An 18,200-nucleotide genomic window follows, 5' to 3' on the forward strand; every position below is an offset into this window, starting at 1 on the left:
TCTGGGTGACGCCAGGACGCAACTCAGATCGGGGCGGCGACCGATCCCGACGCCGGCGCGCCTCCGGCCGCGCCGGCCACCGGCGCACTGACCAGCGTGATCTGCCCCGCGGCGGCTCCGTCGGGCTGGCCGTCCGCCGCGTCTTGGGATTCGTCGTCCTTCTTGTCCTCGTCGTCGGGCTTGGTGTCACTGGCGAGCTGCGCCGACGACGACCCTTGGGAAGCCTGCGACGCGGCCTGCTGCACGCTCTGCCCGACCTGCTGACCCATCGGTGCCATCTGTTGGGCCAGCGGCGCCAGTTGGATCAGCTGCGGCACGGTCGCCTGCAGTTGCGGGGCCAATGCCGCTGCCTGCGCACCGACCGCCGCACCGAGCTGCTGGCCCACCCCCGCGGCGGCCGCGGTACCCCCGGACGCGCCCAGCAGTTGTTGTGCCGCGCCCGCCGGTCCGCCGAGCATCTGGGCACCGAGCGCGCCCGCCGGCCCGGTCATGGCTGCCGTTGCGGCGTTGGCGCCCAACGACTGACCGTCGCCGACGAACCCGTACTGCGCCATCGCCTGACCCAACGACTGATCGGCTTTGATGTAGATGTCGGCGGCGGCGGTCATGCTGCCGGCGGTCCGCTTCAGCGCGGCGGTGACGCCGGGCAGTCCGTCGGAAACCAGGGACTCGATGCCCGGCATCGTCGCGTTGATCGCCGCTGACACCGCATCGGTACCCGTCGCGGCGATCGGCGCGGGCGGGGCCGGGAAGACGAGCTCGCCGAGTTTGCTCGCCGCGGCGATCAGGCGGGTGGGATCAACGGCCAGCGGTTCAGCCATCGCCGCTTCCCTTCTGTACGTTTCCCACTCGGAAATTTTACCCCGGGTGACACGGCCCCCATTGCGGCAATTTCGTTTGCCGGCGCCCAGTTCAGGGCGTCGCCGACAACGCGCTGTCGAGCAGACCCGCGACCGACCGCCAGTACAGGAACTCCTCGACCGCCGGGCGCTGCGCTTGCGCATCCGCTGCCCCGTAGGCCTGATGCAGGGCCAGCTCCTGGCAGTGGTTGGCGTAAGCGTGGAACGCCCGCAGATGTGCGATCTCGCGACCGGTGGCGGTGCTGGTCATGGGTTTCATCAGCTCGAACCAGAACATGTGCCGCTCGTCGTCGGGTGCGCTCTCAGCGGCCGGCGCCGGCGGCAACAGGCCCACCAGCAGCAGGTCGTCGGTCTCGGCCAGCTGCGCGGCCGCCGACGGGTCGACGACCTCGAGGCGGGGTCGGCCGATCATCTTGCCGCTCTCCGGAATGTCGTCGGCTTCCAGGATGACCTTGGCCACGCCCGGATCGGAGTTGGCCAACTGTTCGGCGGTTCCGATCACCGCCCGCAGCGTGAGATCGTGGAACGCGGCCCAACTCTGCACGGCCAGCACCGGATACGTTGCGGTGCGGGCTTTTTCGTCGGCCGGGACGGCGCGGTCGGCGCTGGCCATGAACACTTTGGCCGGCAACTGGACGCCCTCCGGGATGTAGGCCAGCCCGTAGCTGTTGGCCACCACGATCTCGCCGTCGGTGGTGACGGCGGTGATCCAGAAGAAGCCGTAGTCGTCGTCGCCGCCGCTGTCGTGCGCGTTCAGCGCGGCGGCGACCCGGCGGGCCAGGCGCAGCGGATCCTTCTTGGCCCCGCGGGCGCCGGAGGCTGCGGCCACCGCATCGCGTGCGGCCCGGGCCGCCGAAACGGGCACCGACGGAAACGCCGTCACGTCGTGTGTCGGCTCCTTGTCATCCTTCTGTGCCTCGTCCGTGCGGTCCGGCGGCGCGGGGCGTGCCGGCGCCGACGTGCGCGCCGCAGCCGCACGGGTCGACGCGGCCGGTGCCCTGCCTGCCCCACCCAGCGGCGCCCGCCCACCAGCGGCACGCGACCCGGCGCCCGACGCCGCAGACGCCCCGCTGGTGGGGCTCGCTCCGGCGGAGGCAGCCGCCGAACCCACCCCGGCCGAGGAACCCCGAGCCGGGGCCGCCATACCGGTGGCCGCCGCTGCGGGAGCCATCGCGGGCGATGCGTCGTCCCCGCGGTGCGACGGTCCCGACGGACTCCCGGACTGACCGGGGTGCGTCGGTGCGTCGATGGCGGCGGCCGGCTTGACGTGCGTGGGATCGGTGCTGGGGGCGGCCGGGGTCGACGGGGTGCCGGGATCCGCCGGCATCGACGGCTGGTCCGGCAAGGGGCCGACCGGTGCCGGCGTCGGGGGCGTCGGGTTGATCGGCGCCGGTGACGGACTCGGCGTAGGCGACGGACTCGGCGTCGGTGACGGACTCGGCGCGGGTGACGGGTTGACGGGCCGGAGCGGAGTGACCGGCGTCGCCGGCTTGCCCGGGGTCGGGGAGACCGGGGTGACCGCTTGGCTCGGATTGACCGGGGCCACCGGCGGAACCGGGCTGATGGGGGTGACGGGCGTGCCCGGGTCGGACGGGAAAACCGGGGTCACCGGAACTCCCGGCCCCACCGGGTCGTAGGGGTTGGCCGGCGTCGGCTCGAACGGCGTCGGGGTGATCGGCGTGACCGGGACGCCCGGCGCGACCGGATCGTACGGATTGGCCGGCGTCGGCTCGAAGGGCGTCGGCGCGGGGACGACGGGCGTCGGCGTGCTCGGCGTCGGGACCACCAGCGTCGGAACGTCCGGGGCAGGGGGCGTCACCTGGTGCAGCAGGTCCTGCAGTGCGTTGTGCGGCGGCTTCCAGTCCTTGGATGCCAGCACCTGCTCGGCCGCCTCGCCAACCAGACTGGAGTTGGCCTGCTGCGTCTCCCGCACCAGCGCATTGATGGCCGCCTGGCGCGCTTCTGGCTCCAGCTCCTGATCGTTTTCCAGGATGAGTATTTCCCGCTGAGCGCCGTCGACGTTATTGCCGATCTCGGATTTCGCCGCGACGATCAAGCCGCCGATGTGCTGATGCCAGGTGATGACGGTGGCCAGGTAATCCTGCAGCGTGCTCATCTCGGTCAGATTCGTACCGAGCGCACCGTTGGCGGCGTTGGCGGCACCGCCCGACCAGACGCCGCCGTCGAAGACCTCGACCTGTTGGCGGCGGGCGGCATCCATCACGTCGGTCACCTTGCGCAGCATCCGGTTGTATTCCTGCGCACGGTCGTAGAACGTGTCCTCGTCGGATTCCGGCCAACCACCCGAACTCAGCATCTGACCGGCATACTCGCCGATCGGTCTCGGGATACCCATTGCCGTCTCTTTCAAAGAATCATTGATAAACGCTTGCCGCACACTGCAATTCCGCGGCCGAGTGTGAATCTCGCTGCGCGACACGCCGAGTCACTGTCGCGAGATTCACATTCGGCGCAACAACGTCAGGCGGACCCGGGGTTGGCCGCTTTGCCCATGGCCGCGAGCGCCGCAGTGAGCTGCTCGCCGGCCGCGGCGTTGTACTTGCTCGCCGCCGACTGTGCGTTCTGCAGTGCCTCGTTGACCCGCGCACCCACCGCCTCGGCACCGATCTCCTTGATCAAGCCGTCGTCGATGCGCACGCCGGTGAGCCACTGGTGTCCGTTGATCGTCACCTCGACGCTCCCGGCCTCGTCGGCGCCGCGGAACGCGCCGTTGTTCATCTGGTTGAGCGTGCCTTCGAGGGCCTGCTGGAAACGTGCCGCCAGGGCCAACGCCGCGGCGACGTGGGGTTCCATATCCATGTGGGTCACTTCGGCTCCTTCATGTCTTGCCGGCGGCGTTGACCGATGATCGCTTCGGTCCACTCCCTGTCTTCGGTGTAGAGGGCTTCGTCATCCTGTTGTGCGCCTTTGGATTTGGATCCCCCACCGCCCTGGCCGTGGGCACCCATCGGCATTCCCATGCCGCCGCCGCCCATGCCGCTGCCGCGGCCGGCACCCGCTTGGCCGAGTCCGCCGATGTCACCCGCGCCGGCCGGTCGCATCGATTCACTCGAGATGCCGGTGCCGGCACCGCCCGCTTCGGCCAGCGGCATCGACGGCATTCCGCCGCCACCGCCGCCGCCCAACGACATCGGTTTGACGCCAAGGTCTTTGCCCAGGCTCGCGGCCGCGTCGCGACCCGCCGAACCGATCTCGGCGCCGATGCCCGACGGCATACCGCCGCCGCTACCCGCGCCGGCACCCATCGGCGGCATCATCGGAGTCTGCATCCCCGAGCCCGAACCGCCACCGGCCATCGCCGCCGCCTGCATCACCTGAGTGGGAATCAGACCCGGCGTCTGCGGCGGCGGTGGCGGGTCGATCTTGATGGCAGCCGGCGGCTTCGGCGGGTTCACCGCCTCCAGCTGAGCCTTGCTGTTGTAGTCGCTGAGCACCTGCTCGGACTTGGTCTGGTACTCCGCGTAGAGCTTGATGGCCTGGTCCTTGTAAGCCGGATCCTTCGACAGCTCTTCGAGTTTGGTGATGTCGGCCAACGTCGGGTGTGCGCGGCGTGCCCACACCTGCAGTTGCGCAATGTAAGTCGCCTGTTTGGCCAGCGACGTCGCCAGGTCCGCCATGTGGGTGATCCAGACTCGTTGCTGGTCCAGCGACGCCTCGCACGCGGTGGCCGCGTCGCCGTCCCAGTTCTGGAAGACCCGGAACCGCTTCCTGTCTCCCTGCAATCCGAAGCTGAGCTGGTTCCAGCCGTCGGCGAACGCCGCCAGCGATGCGCCTTGGTCGCCCGACTCGAGTTTGGTTGCCGCGGTTTTGAGGTCGGTGAATCCGTCGCCGCCGGCCGCGGCCACCTGTGGGGTGTCCTGCAGGCCTGCGGAACTGTCGCCGCCGACGCCGCCGGCCGATTCCCCGGCCACTTCGCCGCCGTCACTGTCCAATGCGGCCGCGCCTTCCTCGTCGACGTCGCCGTAGGCCTTGGCGGCGTTGCGCAGGGACGTCGCCAGCCGGGCACGTTCGCGCACCCCGGCGGTCAGAAAGTCCCGCATGTTCTCGGCGGACAGCTTGAGTTGCTCGGCGGCGTTCTTGGCCGCCGTCAGACCGCAGGGGCTCAACGGGACGTCGGTCGGCGGCTGCGCCATCGGCGCCTCGACTTCGTCAGCCCGCGACAAAATCTCCTGCTGATCCACCGTCACTGTCTGCGGCTGAGTCATTTCGGATCGTCCTCCTTGATGCTCTAACCATTATCGTCGCTAAAGCCGAGGCCGCCTGCAGCAATATTCGCCGGATAGAACTACTTCGGTAGCGCCAGTTGGAACCGGCTTTCCTCGGGCGGCGACACCCGCCGGATCGGCAGTTCGCGGTGCCGCGGCGTGCCGACCAGATTGTGACGCAGGATCACCTTGTCGACGCCGGGGTGCGGGCCCAGGTAGGTGGTCGCTTGCGGCCATGCCACCTTGGCCACCGGCCCCACCTGCGCGCCGATCAGCCGGGCGAATTCCTCGAAGTGCGCACCGACCGTCACGGCCGCCCCCGCCGCCGCCGAGCGCACCACGAACTGTGTAAAGGTTTGTGCGTCACCAAGATTGAGGCTGACGTCGACGTCGTCGAAGGGCAGGTACACCGGACACCGGTTGACCGTCTCGCCCACCAGAATGCCCGCCGACCCGATCGGGATCTGACAGTGCCGGTTGGCGACGAGATCCTGGCCGGTCAGCGCCGGACGCTGACCGCCGAACAAGCGCGTGAAGCCGCGCGGGGTTTTCGGTTTGCCGGCGGTGGTGAGCAGGACAGTGGCCTGGGGCGCGAGGCCGGGAGCGATCCTGACGCGGGTGATGGTGTAGTCGGCGCGGGCCGACCACCACAGGTCCGGGCCACCGAGCGCGGTATAGGCCGCGGTGTAGGAGTCGCGACCCTTGATCATCGACCACTTCTCGCGCGCGAAGCCGATGTCGATGGCGTGGTCGTAGTCGTCGAAGCTGCGTCCGCAGACGGCGTCGACGCCGTGGCTGGCCAACGCGTCGGCGACCCGGGTCGCCGAGGCGACCAGATACCGGGCGAGGCCGGCGACACCCTCGTCGCGTCGCTGCGCGGACCGCCGGGTCTGCTCGGGGTCAGCCCGCAGCATGATCCAGGTCCGCCGGTTGGCCGGGGCGGGGTCGGCGCCGATCACCTGCTGGTAGAGGTTCACCACGTCCGGGGCGGCGGTGCGGCCCACCCGGAAGCCCGCCGAGACGATATCGGCCTCCATGTCGGGACAGTGCACCGACAGCAGTTCCTCGAGCAGCCGGGTGTCCAGCACGTCGTCGGTGTGGGCCTGCCCGTCGACGATGACGGTAGGCGTGAACGGCCGCGGGTTGAGTTCGATCACCGCGATCAGGTGGTCTCGGCGCCAGCGCACCGCCACGTGGTCCCCCGGCTTCACCGTGGCGCCGACCTCCGGTTCCGACGGCACGTCCGGCGGTGTGCGGCGGCGCCGCAGCCAGGCGAACACCGTCGCCACCCACCCGGTGATCCGCCGCCCGTAGAACGTGACGAAGGCGACGACGGCACCGACGGCGACCAGCGCGATGCCCGCCCACCAGTAACGCGTCGGCAGGAACAGCAGGACCGCCAGCGGCGCCGACACCGCCCAGATCAACGTGTGACCGGTGCTGAACCGCAACCGGATTGGGCTGCTCATCGGCGCCTCAGCGCCCTCGCCGTCAGCGCGCCGAGGACCAACGCCAGCATCAGACCCCCGACGGCCACCGCCACCATGGTGATCGGCCGACGGTCCGGTCCCGACTCCATCACCGGCGGCGGCATCCGTCGGACGTCATACCGGATCTGCGCCGGCCCGGGCGCGATGTCCCACGTCAATGCCGCGACGGCGTTGACCACGCCGTCCCCGACCAGGTTGTCGGTTCCCCCGCCCGGGTGGCGCGCCGTGGCCTGGATGCGGTTCATCACCTGCGCCGGAGTCAGCTGCGGGAAGCGTTGCCTGATCAGTGCGGCCAAACCGGAGACGTAGGCCGCGGCGAACGACGTGCCCGCGATCGGAACCGGGCCTTCCTTGCCCTGCAACGCGTTCGCCGGCTCGCCCTGGTCGCCGAGCGAGATGATGTTCTCCGCGGGTGCCGCCACGTTCACCCACGGTCCGTGCATGGAAAACGAGCTGGGCACGCCGGTTTGCCCGATTCCGCCCACGGTGATCACCGAATCTCCGTACCAGGCGGGCGTGACGATGGTCTGCACCTTGTTCCAGCCGCGCGGGTCGGCGGGGTTGGCCGCGTCCGGTGGCGGATTCTGCGCGCAGTCGCCGCCGGTGTTGCCGGCCGCGACGACCACCACGACGTTCTTGACGTTGACGGCGTAGTCGATCGCCGCGCCCAGGCTGGCCTCATCGATCGGCTTGGTCACCTTGTAGCAGGCGGCCTCGCTGATGTTGATGACGCCGGCCCCGAGATTGGCGGCGTGCACGACCGCCCGGGCCAGACTGCGGATGGATCCGGCCGCCGGGGTGGAGTTGGGGTCGTTCGGATTGGGTTGGGAGCCGACAGGCTCGAAGGCTTCCGAGGTCTGGCGTAGCGAGAGCAGACGCGCGTCGGGCGCGACACCGACATATCCGTCGGTGGGAGCGGGACGGCCGCCGATGATGGCCGCTGTCAACGTGCCGTGCGCATCGCAGTCGGACAGCCCGTTACCGGCCGCGTCGACGAAATCACCGCCCGGTTCGGCGGGGACCCGCGGCGAGGCGTCGACGCCGGTGTCGATGACGGCGACCGTCACACCGGCTCCGGTGGCGAACTTGTGGGCTTCGCTGACCCCGATGTAGGCGTTGCTCCACGGCGGGTCGTGGAAGGTGGAGTCCGGCAGGACCGTCGGCGCCGAGCACTGGACGCGCTGTTCAGTCGGCTGGTCGGGGCCCGTCACGTCGGGCGGCAGCGCTCCCGGATCGATCGGCGGCGGAGTGATTGCCAATGCGGGCGGCGCGGTCAACGGTGCCGTTATCAAAGCCAGCGCCACCGTCATCAGCAAGATCCGGTGCACCGCCGAATCACTCCGTTCATTGAGTTTGCCGAGTCGATCTGCGAGCAGTTTAGACGTAAGCGGTGCGTAAACGGCGCTATTCGCGTCGGGGTTCGTAGCGGCTGTATCACCGTCACCACCGCGGCGAAGCCTGCAATGACCGACGGGCGCTCAAAGTTCGAACGGCATCGTGCTTCCCGGCTCCCGTGCGGAATCAATTTCACCGGTGACACGGCGGTACCGTTCGAACATGCGGAACCTGGTGCTGGCAGGTCTGTTGGTCGTCGTCGGCCTTTCCATGCTGATCATGGGCGTCACTTCTATCGCCGACGACTCGGTGACGTGCCACGGCAAGGCGATGCGCAACGGTGATACCTGTCGGATAGTCAGTCGCAACGGCAGTATCACCCTGCGTTCGTTTGACGAGCAGCTTGACAACAAACACCAGAAAGCCTGGTTCATGCTCGGTCTCGGTCCCGTCTCGCTGATCGTCGGTTTGGTGTGGATGGTCCGCGCCTACCGTCGTCGTTCGGCAGATCCGCAGAACCATTCCTGGCCAGACGGTCACCACTCCCCGCCTCATCAATAGTGGACGCCGACAACGTCTTTCGTCCCACGACCGAACGTGTGCCGGTCCCGCCCGCTCGGCAGCGGAAGAATCCGGATCAACGAGCGGCAGCCCCACGGCGAGGCCCTCGGTGTTCTGGCGGGCAAAGAACTTCTCGTGGGAGGTGGCGCCCCCGCCGCGCTCGCAGGCGGGGTTGAGGTCCAATGAGGTCGTCGCTTGCCCGCGGACCGCACCCGGACTGCGTTACATAGCTCACCACTATTGTAAATACGGTACTTGCTACGATTGCCCCGACTCCCCACCAGAAAATGCGAGGTTCGAAGATGGGCACACCCGTAATCGTTGGCGCCGTACGGACGGCGATCGGCCGGTCCTTCAAGGGCACGCTCGTCAACACCCCGCCCGAAACGCTGATCACCGCGGTACTGCCCGAAGTGGTCCGCCGCTCCGGCGTCGACCCAGCGCACATCGACGACATCATCTTCGCCGAATCCCATTACGGCGGTGGCGATTTGGCGCGGTACGCGGCGACGGCCACCGGTCTGGAGCACGTGCCCGGCCAATCGGTGAACCGGCACTGCGCCGGCAGCTTGACCGCGATCGGCAACGCGGCCGCGCAGATCGGTTCGGGCATGGAGCGGGTGCTGATCGCCGGCGGTGTGCAGTCACTGTCGATGACGCCGCTGACCAACTGGCGCATCCCGGGCCCGGAGCTGAAGTTCGAGGAGCGGTGGATGCCGCCCACCCACGTCGAAACCCCGGACGCACCGGCCAAGGACATGTCGATCACCGTCGGCTGGAACACCGCGCAGTCGGTCGGTATCACCCGCGAGGAGATGGACGCGTGGGCGGCCCGCTCGCACCAGCGTGCCGTCGCCGCGCAGGACGCCGGCAAGTTCGCCGACGAGATCCTGCCGCTGAAGATCACCGTGCACGACGGGTCCGTGGTCGACTTCTCCGTCGACGAGCACCCGCGCCGCGACACCACCGTGGAGAAGCTGGCCGGGCTCAAGGTGCTGCACCCGGAGATCGAGGGCTTCTCGATCACCGCCGGCAACAGCAGCGGCACCAACGACGCGGCGGCGGCGGTCGCGCTGGTCGACGCCGACTACGCCAGCGCCGAGGGATTGAACGTGATGGGCAAGGTGCGGGCCTGGGCCGCCGCCGGTGTGCCCCCGCGCGACTGTGGGCTGGGCGCGGTCAAGGTGATCGGCAAGGTGCTGCAGCGGGCCGGTCTGTCGGCGCAGGACGTCGCGCTGTGGGAGATCAACGAGGCGTTCGCCTCGGTGCCCATCGCCGCGTGCCGCGAGTACGGCATCGACGAGGAGAAGGTGAACTTCTCCGGCAGCGGCTGCAGCCTGGGCCACCCGATCGCCGCGTCCGGGGCGCGGATGGTCACGACCCTGACCTACGAATTGGCCCGGCGCGGCGGCGGTATCGGCGTTGCCGCGATGTGCGCCGGCGGCGGGCAGGGCGGGGCGGTCGTCGTCGAGGTGTAGCTCGTCTACCCTCCCATGGGTAGCCTTCTACCATGGGCCTGAACATCAAGAGTGAACGCACCGTCGCGCTGGTACGTGAACTCGCGCGGCGCACTGGCACCAACCAGACGGCGGCCATCGAGGATGCGGTCGCACGCCGCCTCGAAGCGCTCGACCACGAGGACCAGGCGCGTGCTACCGCTCGTCAGTCCGCCGCTGACGAGGTACTCCGCGAGTTCGCCAGGCTGCTGAGCAAGAAGGACAAGCGCGCGATCGGTAAACGCGAGACTGAGATGTACGACGAGGCCGGTCTGCCGCGGTGATTGTCGATACGTCGGCGATCGTCGCCATCGCGCTTGGCGAACCCGACACCGACGCGCTCAAGGCGGCGCTCGTGCGCTCGACCGATTCCCGGATGTCCGCACCCAGTTACGTGGAGCTGTGCGCCGTCATGCAGCGCCGGGACCGGCCCGAGATCGGCCGGTTGGTCGACAGGTTGCTGGACGCCTATGGAATCCGGGTCGAGGCCTTCGATCGGGAACAGGCCCGCGTCGCCGCGCAGGCCTACCGCGACTACGGCCGCGGCAGCGGGCATCCCGCTCGGCTCAACCTCGGAGACACCTACAGCTACGCATTGGCTCATGTGACCGGCGAACCGCTGCTGTTTCGCGGCGACGATTTCACCCACACCGACATTCGTTCTGCCTGCTGATCTGCCCGCCCTCAAAGTTCCAGCGGCACATGCTTTTCCGCGCACGCGTCACGCACCGCCGTGATCACGTCCTGGGACCGCAGCACCTGCAGATCCTCGACCGTCACCGAACCCTTGGCGCTGCGGTGCTGTGCGGCCACCCGCGAATCCCGCAGCCGCTCGGCGCGCTCGACGACGTTGCGCGCGAAGCGCCCGTTGTGCATCACGTCGATGCCGTGCGTGCCGTCGGCGGCGCGATAAGCGCGCAGCGTCGCGCACGCGGCGTTCAGCGCGTCGGCGGCATCCGCCTCGATGATGGTGGCGCGCGGACCGCCGTAGCGCACCGCGATCTCAACCAGCTCGTCAGGAGAGTACGACTCGAAGCGCAGCTTGCGATTGAATCGGCCGGCCAAACCCGGGTTCACCGTGAGGAACTCATCGACCTCTTTCTCATATCCCGCGCCGACGAAGCAGAAGTCGAACCGGTGGACTTCCAGCGCGACCAGCAACTGGTTGACGGCTTCCATGCCGATCATGTCCGGGCGGCCGTCCTGATGACGCTCCACCAACGAGTAGAACTCGTCCATGAACAGAATGCGGCCCAGCGACCGGTTGATCAGCTCGTTGGTTTTGGGTCCGGACGCCCCGATGTGCTCGCCGCAGAAGTCCGCCCGCTTGACTTCGATGATCTCGGGGTGGCGCACGATGCCGAGACCGGCGTAGATCTTGCCCAAAGCTGCAGCGGTAGTGGTCTTTCCGGTACCGGGAGGTCCGACCAGCAGCATGTGATTGGTTTGGTTGGCCACCGGCAGCCCGGCCGCCAGCCGCAGCGCGCGCACCTCGATCTGGTCCTCCAGCTCGGCCACCGCGCGCTTGACTTCGGCCAACCCCACCTGGTTGTCCAGCAGCGCCCGACCCTGCACCAGCAGCTCGTTACGCCGCTCGGCGTGTTCGGCTTCGGTGCGCTGCTGGACCGATCGCTGGGTCTTGACGTCCCATTTATCCGTCCGGGTCCCGATCGCTTCCTCGTCGGTGACAACCAGTTGCAGACCGGTGTCGGCCAGTGCGCGCTTGGCCGACTCCATCAGCGCGCCGTTGATCGCCGCCTTGGACAGCCACACCTGCGCCTCATGCTCGTCGCCGAGCTGACGGTGCGCCATCCCCCGGATATAGGCCAAATCCGCTGCTATCAACGGGAACTCGGCGGAGTCTATCGCGGCTGCGGTGAGGCGGCGTCGCGTCTGCGACGGGCTCGCCTGGCCGCCGCTGCCGTGCACCTCGACCCGGTCGGCCCAATCCAGCGCGACCCGCGCCTGGCCCAGGTGTGCCGCGGCGTGCGCGGCCAGGGCGCAGGTCGCTGCCGTCACGGCCGACATGATGATGGCCTGCGGCGGCAGGATGGCCGCCGCGACGGAGATCACGTCCGGCCAGCGTTGCGTGGCGAACATCAGATAGGCCTCGATGTGCTGCTGCCATTGATGGTTTTCCCAGGTATCGAGCAACGACGAATCCGCCAGCAGCGCCTCGGCTTTGCCGTACTGCCGGTCGTCGACGAGCGCGCTCGCCAATGCCAAACCGGCATGCGATGCCTCGGTCACCGAGATCGACAGATACGGACCTGCTTTGATCGGCGCGGAAAGCCTCACACCGAGCCGGTTCGTCTCCCGGTGCAGTCGCGAACCGAACGTGTACAGCTGCTCTACGGTCGACAACGCTTCGTCACCGGCGGCGATCCGGCCGAGCCACGCGTCGGCCATCGACGGATCGATGTCGGTGGCTTCCAAAAACCGGGTTCTCGCGGCGGCAACGTCGTTGTCCAGCAACGTCATCGCCTGATCGAACCGTTTGCGTGCGGCGGCTGTGCTGGTGGCGCTGGTCATGGCGATTCCGCCAGCTCGAGTTCGCCACTTCGCAGGCTGGTCGGTTCGGTCGACACGTAGCGGTTCTCGGCGCGGAACAGTTCGATCTCGACGGTGTGCGTTCGACTACCGGTCACCACCTCAACCGTCGCCTGACCTTTCTGGGTGATCAGTACGTCGGCGGTCCCGCGGTGCGGCGCGTCCGGTTCGCCCACGGAGACAACGGTATTGGGGCGGGGCGCGGGCGTGACGGTGCCGTCCACGACACTGACGGTGGTGCCGGCTATCGGTTTGACCGAATCGGTGACTGCGACATCGGGCATTCGAACGCTGGCCCACCGTTCGACGTCGCGAGTGTGTACCGTGACCCGTTCACCGGCCCCGGCCAGCCGCACCACGATCCGCTTGGCCAGCACATCGTCGGCCGCGATGTGCACCCGGCTGAACTCACCGGGATCGCTCAGCGGGAACGCCATCCGGTTTCCGGCGCCGGCCTTGCCCAGCAGCACTCCCGATGGACCTATCGGGACGACGAGCGGATGCGTCAAGCGGCCGCGGCGGATCCCACCCAACACCGGCAGCGGGCCACATAGGTTGGCTGCGACGGCGTCGGCCTGCTCGCCCGGCAGTGTCTGCAGCATGGTGCTCGGTGGAGCGGTCGGGGGTTGGGCGCTGCATACCGTCAGGGTGGCCGCGGCGCTGCCGTCCCCGAAAAGGGTGATGTTCTGGGTGATTTGGTCGGCGCGCAGTGACCATGCCTGCGACAGCGCCGCCGCGGTGATCTCGGCGGGGCGATACCAGTAGGTGGTCAGCCACCCGCCGTCGCCGCGCACCGAATGCCAGCGGCGATTCGGCACTTCCAGGCCCGACCGGCCCAGTCTGCGTTCCAACTCGGCGATGTCGGTGGCGGTGGCCACCCTCGCCCGTATCCCCTGTTGACGCATCGCCGCGCTGATCCGCTGCGCGGCGGCCAGTGTCGCGGTTCCGATCGAGCAACGGTGCTGCAGCGCTTCCACATTGGCAAGCGCGGCGATCCGCACGATCACCCACGTTTCGCGCTGCCCGGCGTATGGCGGCGTGCCGATCAGCGTGTCGTAGACCCTGGGATAGTCTCCGGTGCTGCGCCGCCGGGCACCCGTGCTGACTATGCTCAGCGAATCAACCGACAGCCCAAGGCTTTGCCGCAACAGCGGTTGCAATGAGGCGATGTCGAGCGCGTTCTCGGTGTGAGTCGAAGTCGAACCGGTGAACAGCGTCGGGACGTGCGCCTTGCCCAGGAGTTGGATCGCTGCGACCGCCACGCCGTCCTGAAATCGGACCCCGCCGCCGGCGCGGTCATTGGCCACCGTGCGCGGCGGGGTCCAACGAATCGGCCGGTTTCGCCGCCACCACAGCAGGAGCCACGAGCAGGCGGTCCGACCCCGCCACCGAACGACGCTGACCGCGACCCCGATCAGCAAACCGGCTGCGGCGCCGCGATATCCGTCGACGGCGAGTCCGGCGACAGCGGCGGCGAAGACGCCGACGACGATGCTCAGTTTGGTCGTCGCGGTCATCGCTCGCGCCGTACCCGCGCGATCAGTGCCACCGCCGCGACCCCGACGATCACCGCGGCGGCGAAGATCAGCGCGACATCGCGAGCGCCGTGGTCGGGCGGCGGTGCAGGTGCCGCGGGGGTGACGATCCGGCTGTGCGCCGGGGACGGAAGCCTGTCTCCGGCAGGCACATCGAACGTCAGTGCGGCCACTGGGTCCACGACGCCGTATCCGACTTGATTGTCGACCCCCCGCGGCGGGTGATGTGCCGTCTGGATGATGCGGTTGACGATCTGGTGCGCGGACAAGGCGGGGTATTTCGCCCGCACCAACGCCGCGACGCCGCTGACATATGCCGCCGAGAAGCTGGTGCCCCAGATGGGCATGTTCTTCTCCCCCGCACGGATCGGCGGGTAGGCGTTGACCGGACCCCCGGTCTGCGGGGACAACCCCATGATGCCGACGCCGGGGGCCGCGGCCGCGACCCACGGACCGGCCAGGCTCTTGCTGATCGGTGCGCCCGTATTGTCCACGGCCCCAACCGATAACACGTAGTCGGAAAACCACGACGGTGAGGAGACGGTCTTGACCTGATGCCAGTCCCGCGGGTCTGACACGCTCAACGGATCGAACGACGGGTTCTGTGCACAACCGTCCTCGCTGTCGTTGCCCGCCGCGGCGACGATCAGCGCGTCCTTGACGGTGGCTGCGTACCAGACGGCGGCGCCGAGAGCGGCCTGGTCCATCGGATCGGCCGCCGAAACGCACGACGTCACACTGATATTGACGACCTTGGCGCCCATGTTGGCGGCGTGCACGATGGCCCGAGCCAACGTCGCGATCGAACCCGCCTTCTTGCGCACCTCCGAGTCCCCGGGTCCGGGGTTCACCGGTTCGTAGGCGCGCGACGACTGCCGGATGGAGATGACCACCGCGTGCGGTGCGACGCCCACGACCCCGTCCGGGGCGCCAGGCGCTGGACCGGGAACCTCCGGGACGTCGGTGTTCCCGGTGCCCGGATCTCCTGGCCCGTTGGCAGGTTCGTCGGGCGGGGGTGGCGGCGGAGGCACCGGTTTGGTCTCGGTGACCGTGACGGGAGTGGGCGGCGGCGGTGCAGCCGGTGGCGGTGGCGGCCCCCCGGGCGGGGCCGGCGCGGAGTCGACTGCCGGCGGCCCGGCCGGAGCTGCAAACGCTGGGGCGCTCGGCATCGGCGCCGGCATCGGACTGCCTTGCGGCGCAGCGCCGATGACCGAAGCGACGACGGTCCCGTGCGCATCGCAGTCCATCAGCCCGTCACCGCTCATGATGTAGTCGCCGCCGGCGACGACCCGAAGCCGCGGACTGGGATTGATGCCGGTGTCGATGATCGCCACCGGAACCCCGTTGCCGGTCGAGTACTGCCAGGCTTTGCTGACATTGAGCATCGTGAAGCCCGGGGCGGTGACCGAGACGTTCGGGTCGGCCACCGTGATGGTCCGAGCACACATGTTGCTCTGCCGCATCGGTTGGTCCGGCCCCGGCCTGCCGTCTGCCGGCACCCGTCCGGGATCGATCACGGGAGGTGGAACCGCCTGTGCGGCAAGAGGGTTGATGAATACGGTCAACACGAACAAAGTCAGGGTCAACGCGCCGAGTCGGCGGACGGCGCTAGCTCGCTGACTCATCGCATGCGCACCCAGGTGAACAGGCCACCGATCCAGGCAGCCAGCGGGAAGGCGGCGATGATCGCGACGATCTCCAGCCATTCGGCGGCCATCCGCACCAGGGGCGTGAACTTGGTGATCGGCACCAGCAGCGCCGCCAACAGCCCGGCGCCGGCGAAGGCCGCCAGCAGCACCGCCGCCGAGGCCAATGCTTCTCCGGACGACACCGGTTCGTGCACCACGTATTTGACGACCCCGACGCAGGTGGCGACCGCGGCACCGACCACCAGGGCGACCGCCTGCCGTTTGTCGGCGAAGGCCCGGCCCCGGCTGACGAAGATCGTCACGAACAATCCGGCGAGCACCGCGGCCGCCGTGCCCCGGTCGCGGCCGGGCATCAGGGTCGCCCACACCGCGAACGGCAGCGTCGAGCCCGCCCCCACACAGATCCCGGTGAGCACATCGTTGGCTCGTATCGCCGCCGTCGCGATCTGCGCACCGCGCGGGGTGGGGTCGGGATCGACGTCCTCTTCGGCACTTTCGCTTACCGGGGTGACCGCGTCGACCGGCATCCCGTCTCTGCGCCGAAACAGGTCTCGCCCGGTGATCGAGCCGAAATGCGGTGGCCGGATCCGGGCGACCCACAGCGCGATCGTCGGCGCCAGGGTCAGCAGCAGCAGCAAAGCCACCAGGGTGCACATCCCCAGCCACTGAGGCGGGACCGGCCACCACATCCGGACCGCCGACACCGTGGCGCCGACCGCGCTCAGGGTCACCACGGCCGCTGCGGCGTCGACATGGCGTTGGGTCGCCGCGGCGACTCCGCACGTCAACACCGCAGTCGCCAACGCGGTGATGAAAAGATGCGGCGCAGCGAGCTTGCCCGGTGCACTGCTACCCAGCGCCACCGCGAGCAGCGGCACCGCCAGCCAGCCCAACCCGTCGAGCATGTCGCTGCGGTGCGGCCACCAACGCCACACCGCCGCGGCGCCGCCTGCGACCACCACTGCCGTCCCGGCGGTGACGACAGCGGGCAGTAGCGAGTCCTGCGAGAGGCGTTGCCGCACAGCCAATCCCAGTACCGTGAGCGCGACCATCGCCACGATCGCCAGCGCGGTGTGCGCGGCGGTCTGTGCGGTGACCGGCTCGAAGAGTCTCTTGCCGACCCGCGCGAGGCCGGTGGACAGCGACTCGTACTGCGGCTCGAACGACTCGCCCTCGACGGCGGGCACCAACGTCAGGGTCGCGCCGTCCTCCACACCGAGTTCGTCGAGGGTCTTGGTGACGTCGAGGCGCACCCCGTTGGCCTTGTGCAGTTCGTATCCGACGCCCGCTGCCAGTCCGGGCACACCCCGGCGCTTGAGTTCGTCGTTGAGCAGTTCGACGATGTTGTCGATGAAGACCTCGATGGGAACCGAGGCCGGGTACACCTGTGAGAGCAGGTGCTCACCGCAGACGACGGCGACCGCACAGCGGGCAGGAAACGAAACCTTTGCCATTAACGCGGCCTGTCGGCGTCCGGAATGTACTTGTCGGCCAGTGCCGCGGCGATCTCGAACAGGCGCAGTCGCGTCTTCTTCTTCAGTTCGTGCCGGGTGTCGATGATGCCGCCCTTGGCCAGATAGGGGTCATAGGGCATGAATTCGACCGTCGCCCCGGATTGTTTGAACCGTTCGGTGAGGTATGCGCGGGCGTCCGGGTCGTACTTGTTGCGACTGTCGTTGAGGACGACGGTGCTTCGGGACACCAATTCGTGGTAACCCATCGACCGCAGCAGGTCGATCGCGCGCGTCACCGGCAGCGAGGTGTCCGCGGTCAGGCCCGAGACGAACACCAACGCGTCGCAGGCGTCCAGAACCGCCTTCATCACCGGGTGTTCGAGGTCGTCGGAGGTGTCCACCACGATCACGGTGTGGGTACGGCGCAGCCGCGACAGCACGCCGGTGAACATCGAGGGAACCAGCGGCCGCGGTTGATCCGAGGCTCGGTTGCCGGCCAACACGTCGAGCCCGATGCTGTTCTGTCCCAAGTGCTCTCGGATGTCGGCGTAGCCCTGGACGTCGGTGTCGTTCAGCACCGCCGAGTAGTCACCGGGTGGGGATTCGTCGATCCGGCCGGCCAGCGTCCCGAATCCGGGTGCGGCGTCGATGGCGACGACGTTGTCGGGCCGGCACTCCCGGAAGACACCGCCGATGCACGCGGTCATAGTGGTTTTGCCGACGCCGCCCTTGCCCGAGACGACCCCGATCACGTACTGCTTGCGGATGTGCCGGCGGATCCGGTCCTGCAGTTCCCGGTAGTGCCGTTCGGCCGGGGACTCGCCGAGGTTGATCGTGCGAAAGGAGATGTTGTGCAAGAACTTTCGCCAGCCCGATCCGGGTGGGATTCGGCGCGGGGCCACCATGTCGGAGATTCGCAGAGTGCCCGAGACGGACTCCTGATGCTGATAGCGCACCGGGGGTGCCCCGACCTGTTCCGCCGAATTCGACGTTGCGTTCCACGAATTCGTCACGACGCCACCACTAACACTTGAGTAATACCTC

The 18,200-nt window shown here is 68.7% G+C and carries 15 protein-coding genes; 4 read left to right on the plus strand and 11 right to left on the minus strand.

All coding sequences use genetic code 11. The annotated features are described in order from the left end of the window. Window positions 1–23: 23 nt before the first annotated feature. From AC5Y4D_RS01210 to mycP (AC5Y4D_RS01235), 6 genes are all read right to left on the minus strand, one after another. Window positions 24–821, minus strand: a complete 798-nt coding sequence (locus tag AC5Y4D_RS01210) for a hypothetical protein (RefSeq protein WP_500036147.1) — start codon at window positions 819–821, stop codon at window positions 24–26. 91 nt (window positions 822–912) lie between these two features. Beyond that, window positions 913–3,216 carry an EspK C-terminal domain-containing protein gene (locus AC5Y4D_RS01215; protein ID WP_500036148.1) on the minus strand — a complete coding sequence of 768 codons (2,304 nt, stop codon included), beginning with the start codon at window positions 3,214–3,216 and terminating at the stop codon, window positions 913–915. A gap of 125 nt (window positions 3,217–3,341) precedes the next feature. Then, a complete protein-coding gene (locus AC5Y4D_RS01220; RefSeq protein ID WP_500036170.1) occupies window positions 3,342–3,680 on the minus strand; it encodes a YbaB/EbfC family nucleoid-associated protein in 339 nt (112 codons plus the stop codon). Between the two features lie 5 nt (window positions 3,681–3,685). Further along, entirely contained in the window at window positions 3,686–5,086 is a 1,401-nt protein-coding gene (gene espB / locus AC5Y4D_RS01225) for an EspB family ESX-1 secretion system-associated protein (RefSeq protein WP_500036149.1), read from the minus strand. An 80-nt stretch (window positions 5,087–5,166) separates the two neighbouring features. Next, on the minus strand, window positions 5,167–6,555 hold the full coding sequence (eccE, locus tag AC5Y4D_RS01230; protein ID WP_499943042.1) for a type VII secretion protein EccE: 1,389 nt from the start codon (window positions 6,553–6,555) through the stop codon (window positions 5,167–5,169). Next, window positions 6,552–7,904, minus strand: coding sequence for a type VII secretion-associated serine protease mycosin (gene mycP, locus AC5Y4D_RS01235; protein ID WP_499990863.1), 1,353 nt, complete (start codon window positions 7,902–7,904; stop codon window positions 6,552–6,554). Before mycP (AC5Y4D_RS01235) ends, eccE (AC5Y4D_RS01230) begins: the two co-directional genes overlap by 4 nt. 229 nt (window positions 7,905–8,133) lie before the next feature. Here mycP (AC5Y4D_RS01235) and AC5Y4D_RS01240 point away from each other — a divergent pair, with 229 nt between their 5' ends. The 4 genes from AC5Y4D_RS01240 (at window position 8,134) to AC5Y4D_RS01255 (ending at window position 10,641) form a co-directional block, all read left to right on the plus strand. Continuing rightward, complete coding sequence (locus AC5Y4D_RS01240; RefSeq protein ID WP_499990861.1) at window positions 8,134–8,472, plus strand: hypothetical protein; 339 nt, start codon at window positions 8,134–8,136, stop codon at window positions 8,470–8,472. A gap of 302 nt (window positions 8,473–8,774) precedes the next feature. Then, entirely contained in the window at window positions 8,775–9,950 is a 1,176-nt protein-coding gene (locus tag AC5Y4D_RS01245; protein WP_499990859.1) for a thiolase family protein, read from the plus strand. 32 nt (window positions 9,951–9,982) lie between these two features. Then, entirely contained in the window at window positions 9,983–10,252 is a 270-nt protein-coding gene (locus AC5Y4D_RS01250; RefSeq protein ID WP_499943038.1) for a type II toxin-antitoxin system VapB family antitoxin, read from the plus strand. After that, entirely contained in the window at window positions 10,249–10,641 is a 393-nt protein-coding gene (locus AC5Y4D_RS01255) for a type II toxin-antitoxin system VapC family toxin (RefSeq protein WP_499943037.1), read from the plus strand. The genes AC5Y4D_RS01250 and AC5Y4D_RS01255 overlap by 4 nt, the downstream gene beginning before the upstream one ends. Before the next feature lie 11 nt (window positions 10,642–10,652). Here the strand turns inward: AC5Y4D_RS01255 and eccA are convergent, their stop codons facing one another. Genes eccA through AC5Y4D_RS01280 form a run of 5 tightly spaced genes read right to left on the minus strand, consistent with a single transcriptional unit; the run spans window position 10,653 to window position 18,169 of the window. Next, window positions 10,653–12,500, minus strand: a complete 1,848-nt coding sequence (gene eccA, locus AC5Y4D_RS01260; protein WP_499943036.1) for a type VII secretion AAA-ATPase EccA — start codon at window positions 12,498–12,500, stop codon at window positions 10,653–10,655. Then, window positions 12,497–14,035 (minus strand): type VII secretion protein EccE, encoded by a 1,539-nt coding sequence (gene eccE / locus AC5Y4D_RS01265; RefSeq protein WP_499943035.1) that lies wholly within the window; start codon window positions 14,033–14,035, stop codon window positions 12,497–12,499. Before eccE (AC5Y4D_RS01265) ends, eccA begins: the two co-directional genes overlap by 4 nt. Further along, on the minus strand, window positions 14,032–15,678 hold the full coding sequence (mycP, locus tag AC5Y4D_RS01270; protein WP_499943034.1) for a type VII secretion-associated serine protease mycosin: 1,647 nt from the start codon (window positions 15,676–15,678) through the stop codon (window positions 14,032–14,034). Before mycP (AC5Y4D_RS01270) ends, eccE (AC5Y4D_RS01265) begins: the two co-directional genes overlap by 4 nt. Further along, a complete protein-coding gene (gene eccD / locus AC5Y4D_RS01275; RefSeq protein ID WP_499943033.1) occupies window positions 15,675–17,156 on the minus strand; it encodes a type VII secretion integral membrane protein EccD in 1,482 nt (493 codons plus the stop codon). The genes mycP (AC5Y4D_RS01270) and eccD overlap by 4 nt, the downstream gene beginning before the upstream one ends. After that, window positions 17,156–18,169 carry a MinD/ParA family ATP-binding protein gene (locus tag AC5Y4D_RS01280; RefSeq protein WP_499943032.1) on the minus strand — a complete coding sequence of 338 codons (1,014 nt, stop codon included), beginning with the start codon at window positions 18,167–18,169 and terminating at the stop codon, window positions 17,156–17,158. The genes eccD and AC5Y4D_RS01280 overlap by 1 nt, the downstream gene beginning before the upstream one ends. Window positions 18,170–18,200 lie beyond the last annotated feature (31 nt).

Source organism: Mycobacterium sp. NGS67 (assembly GCF_059812185.1).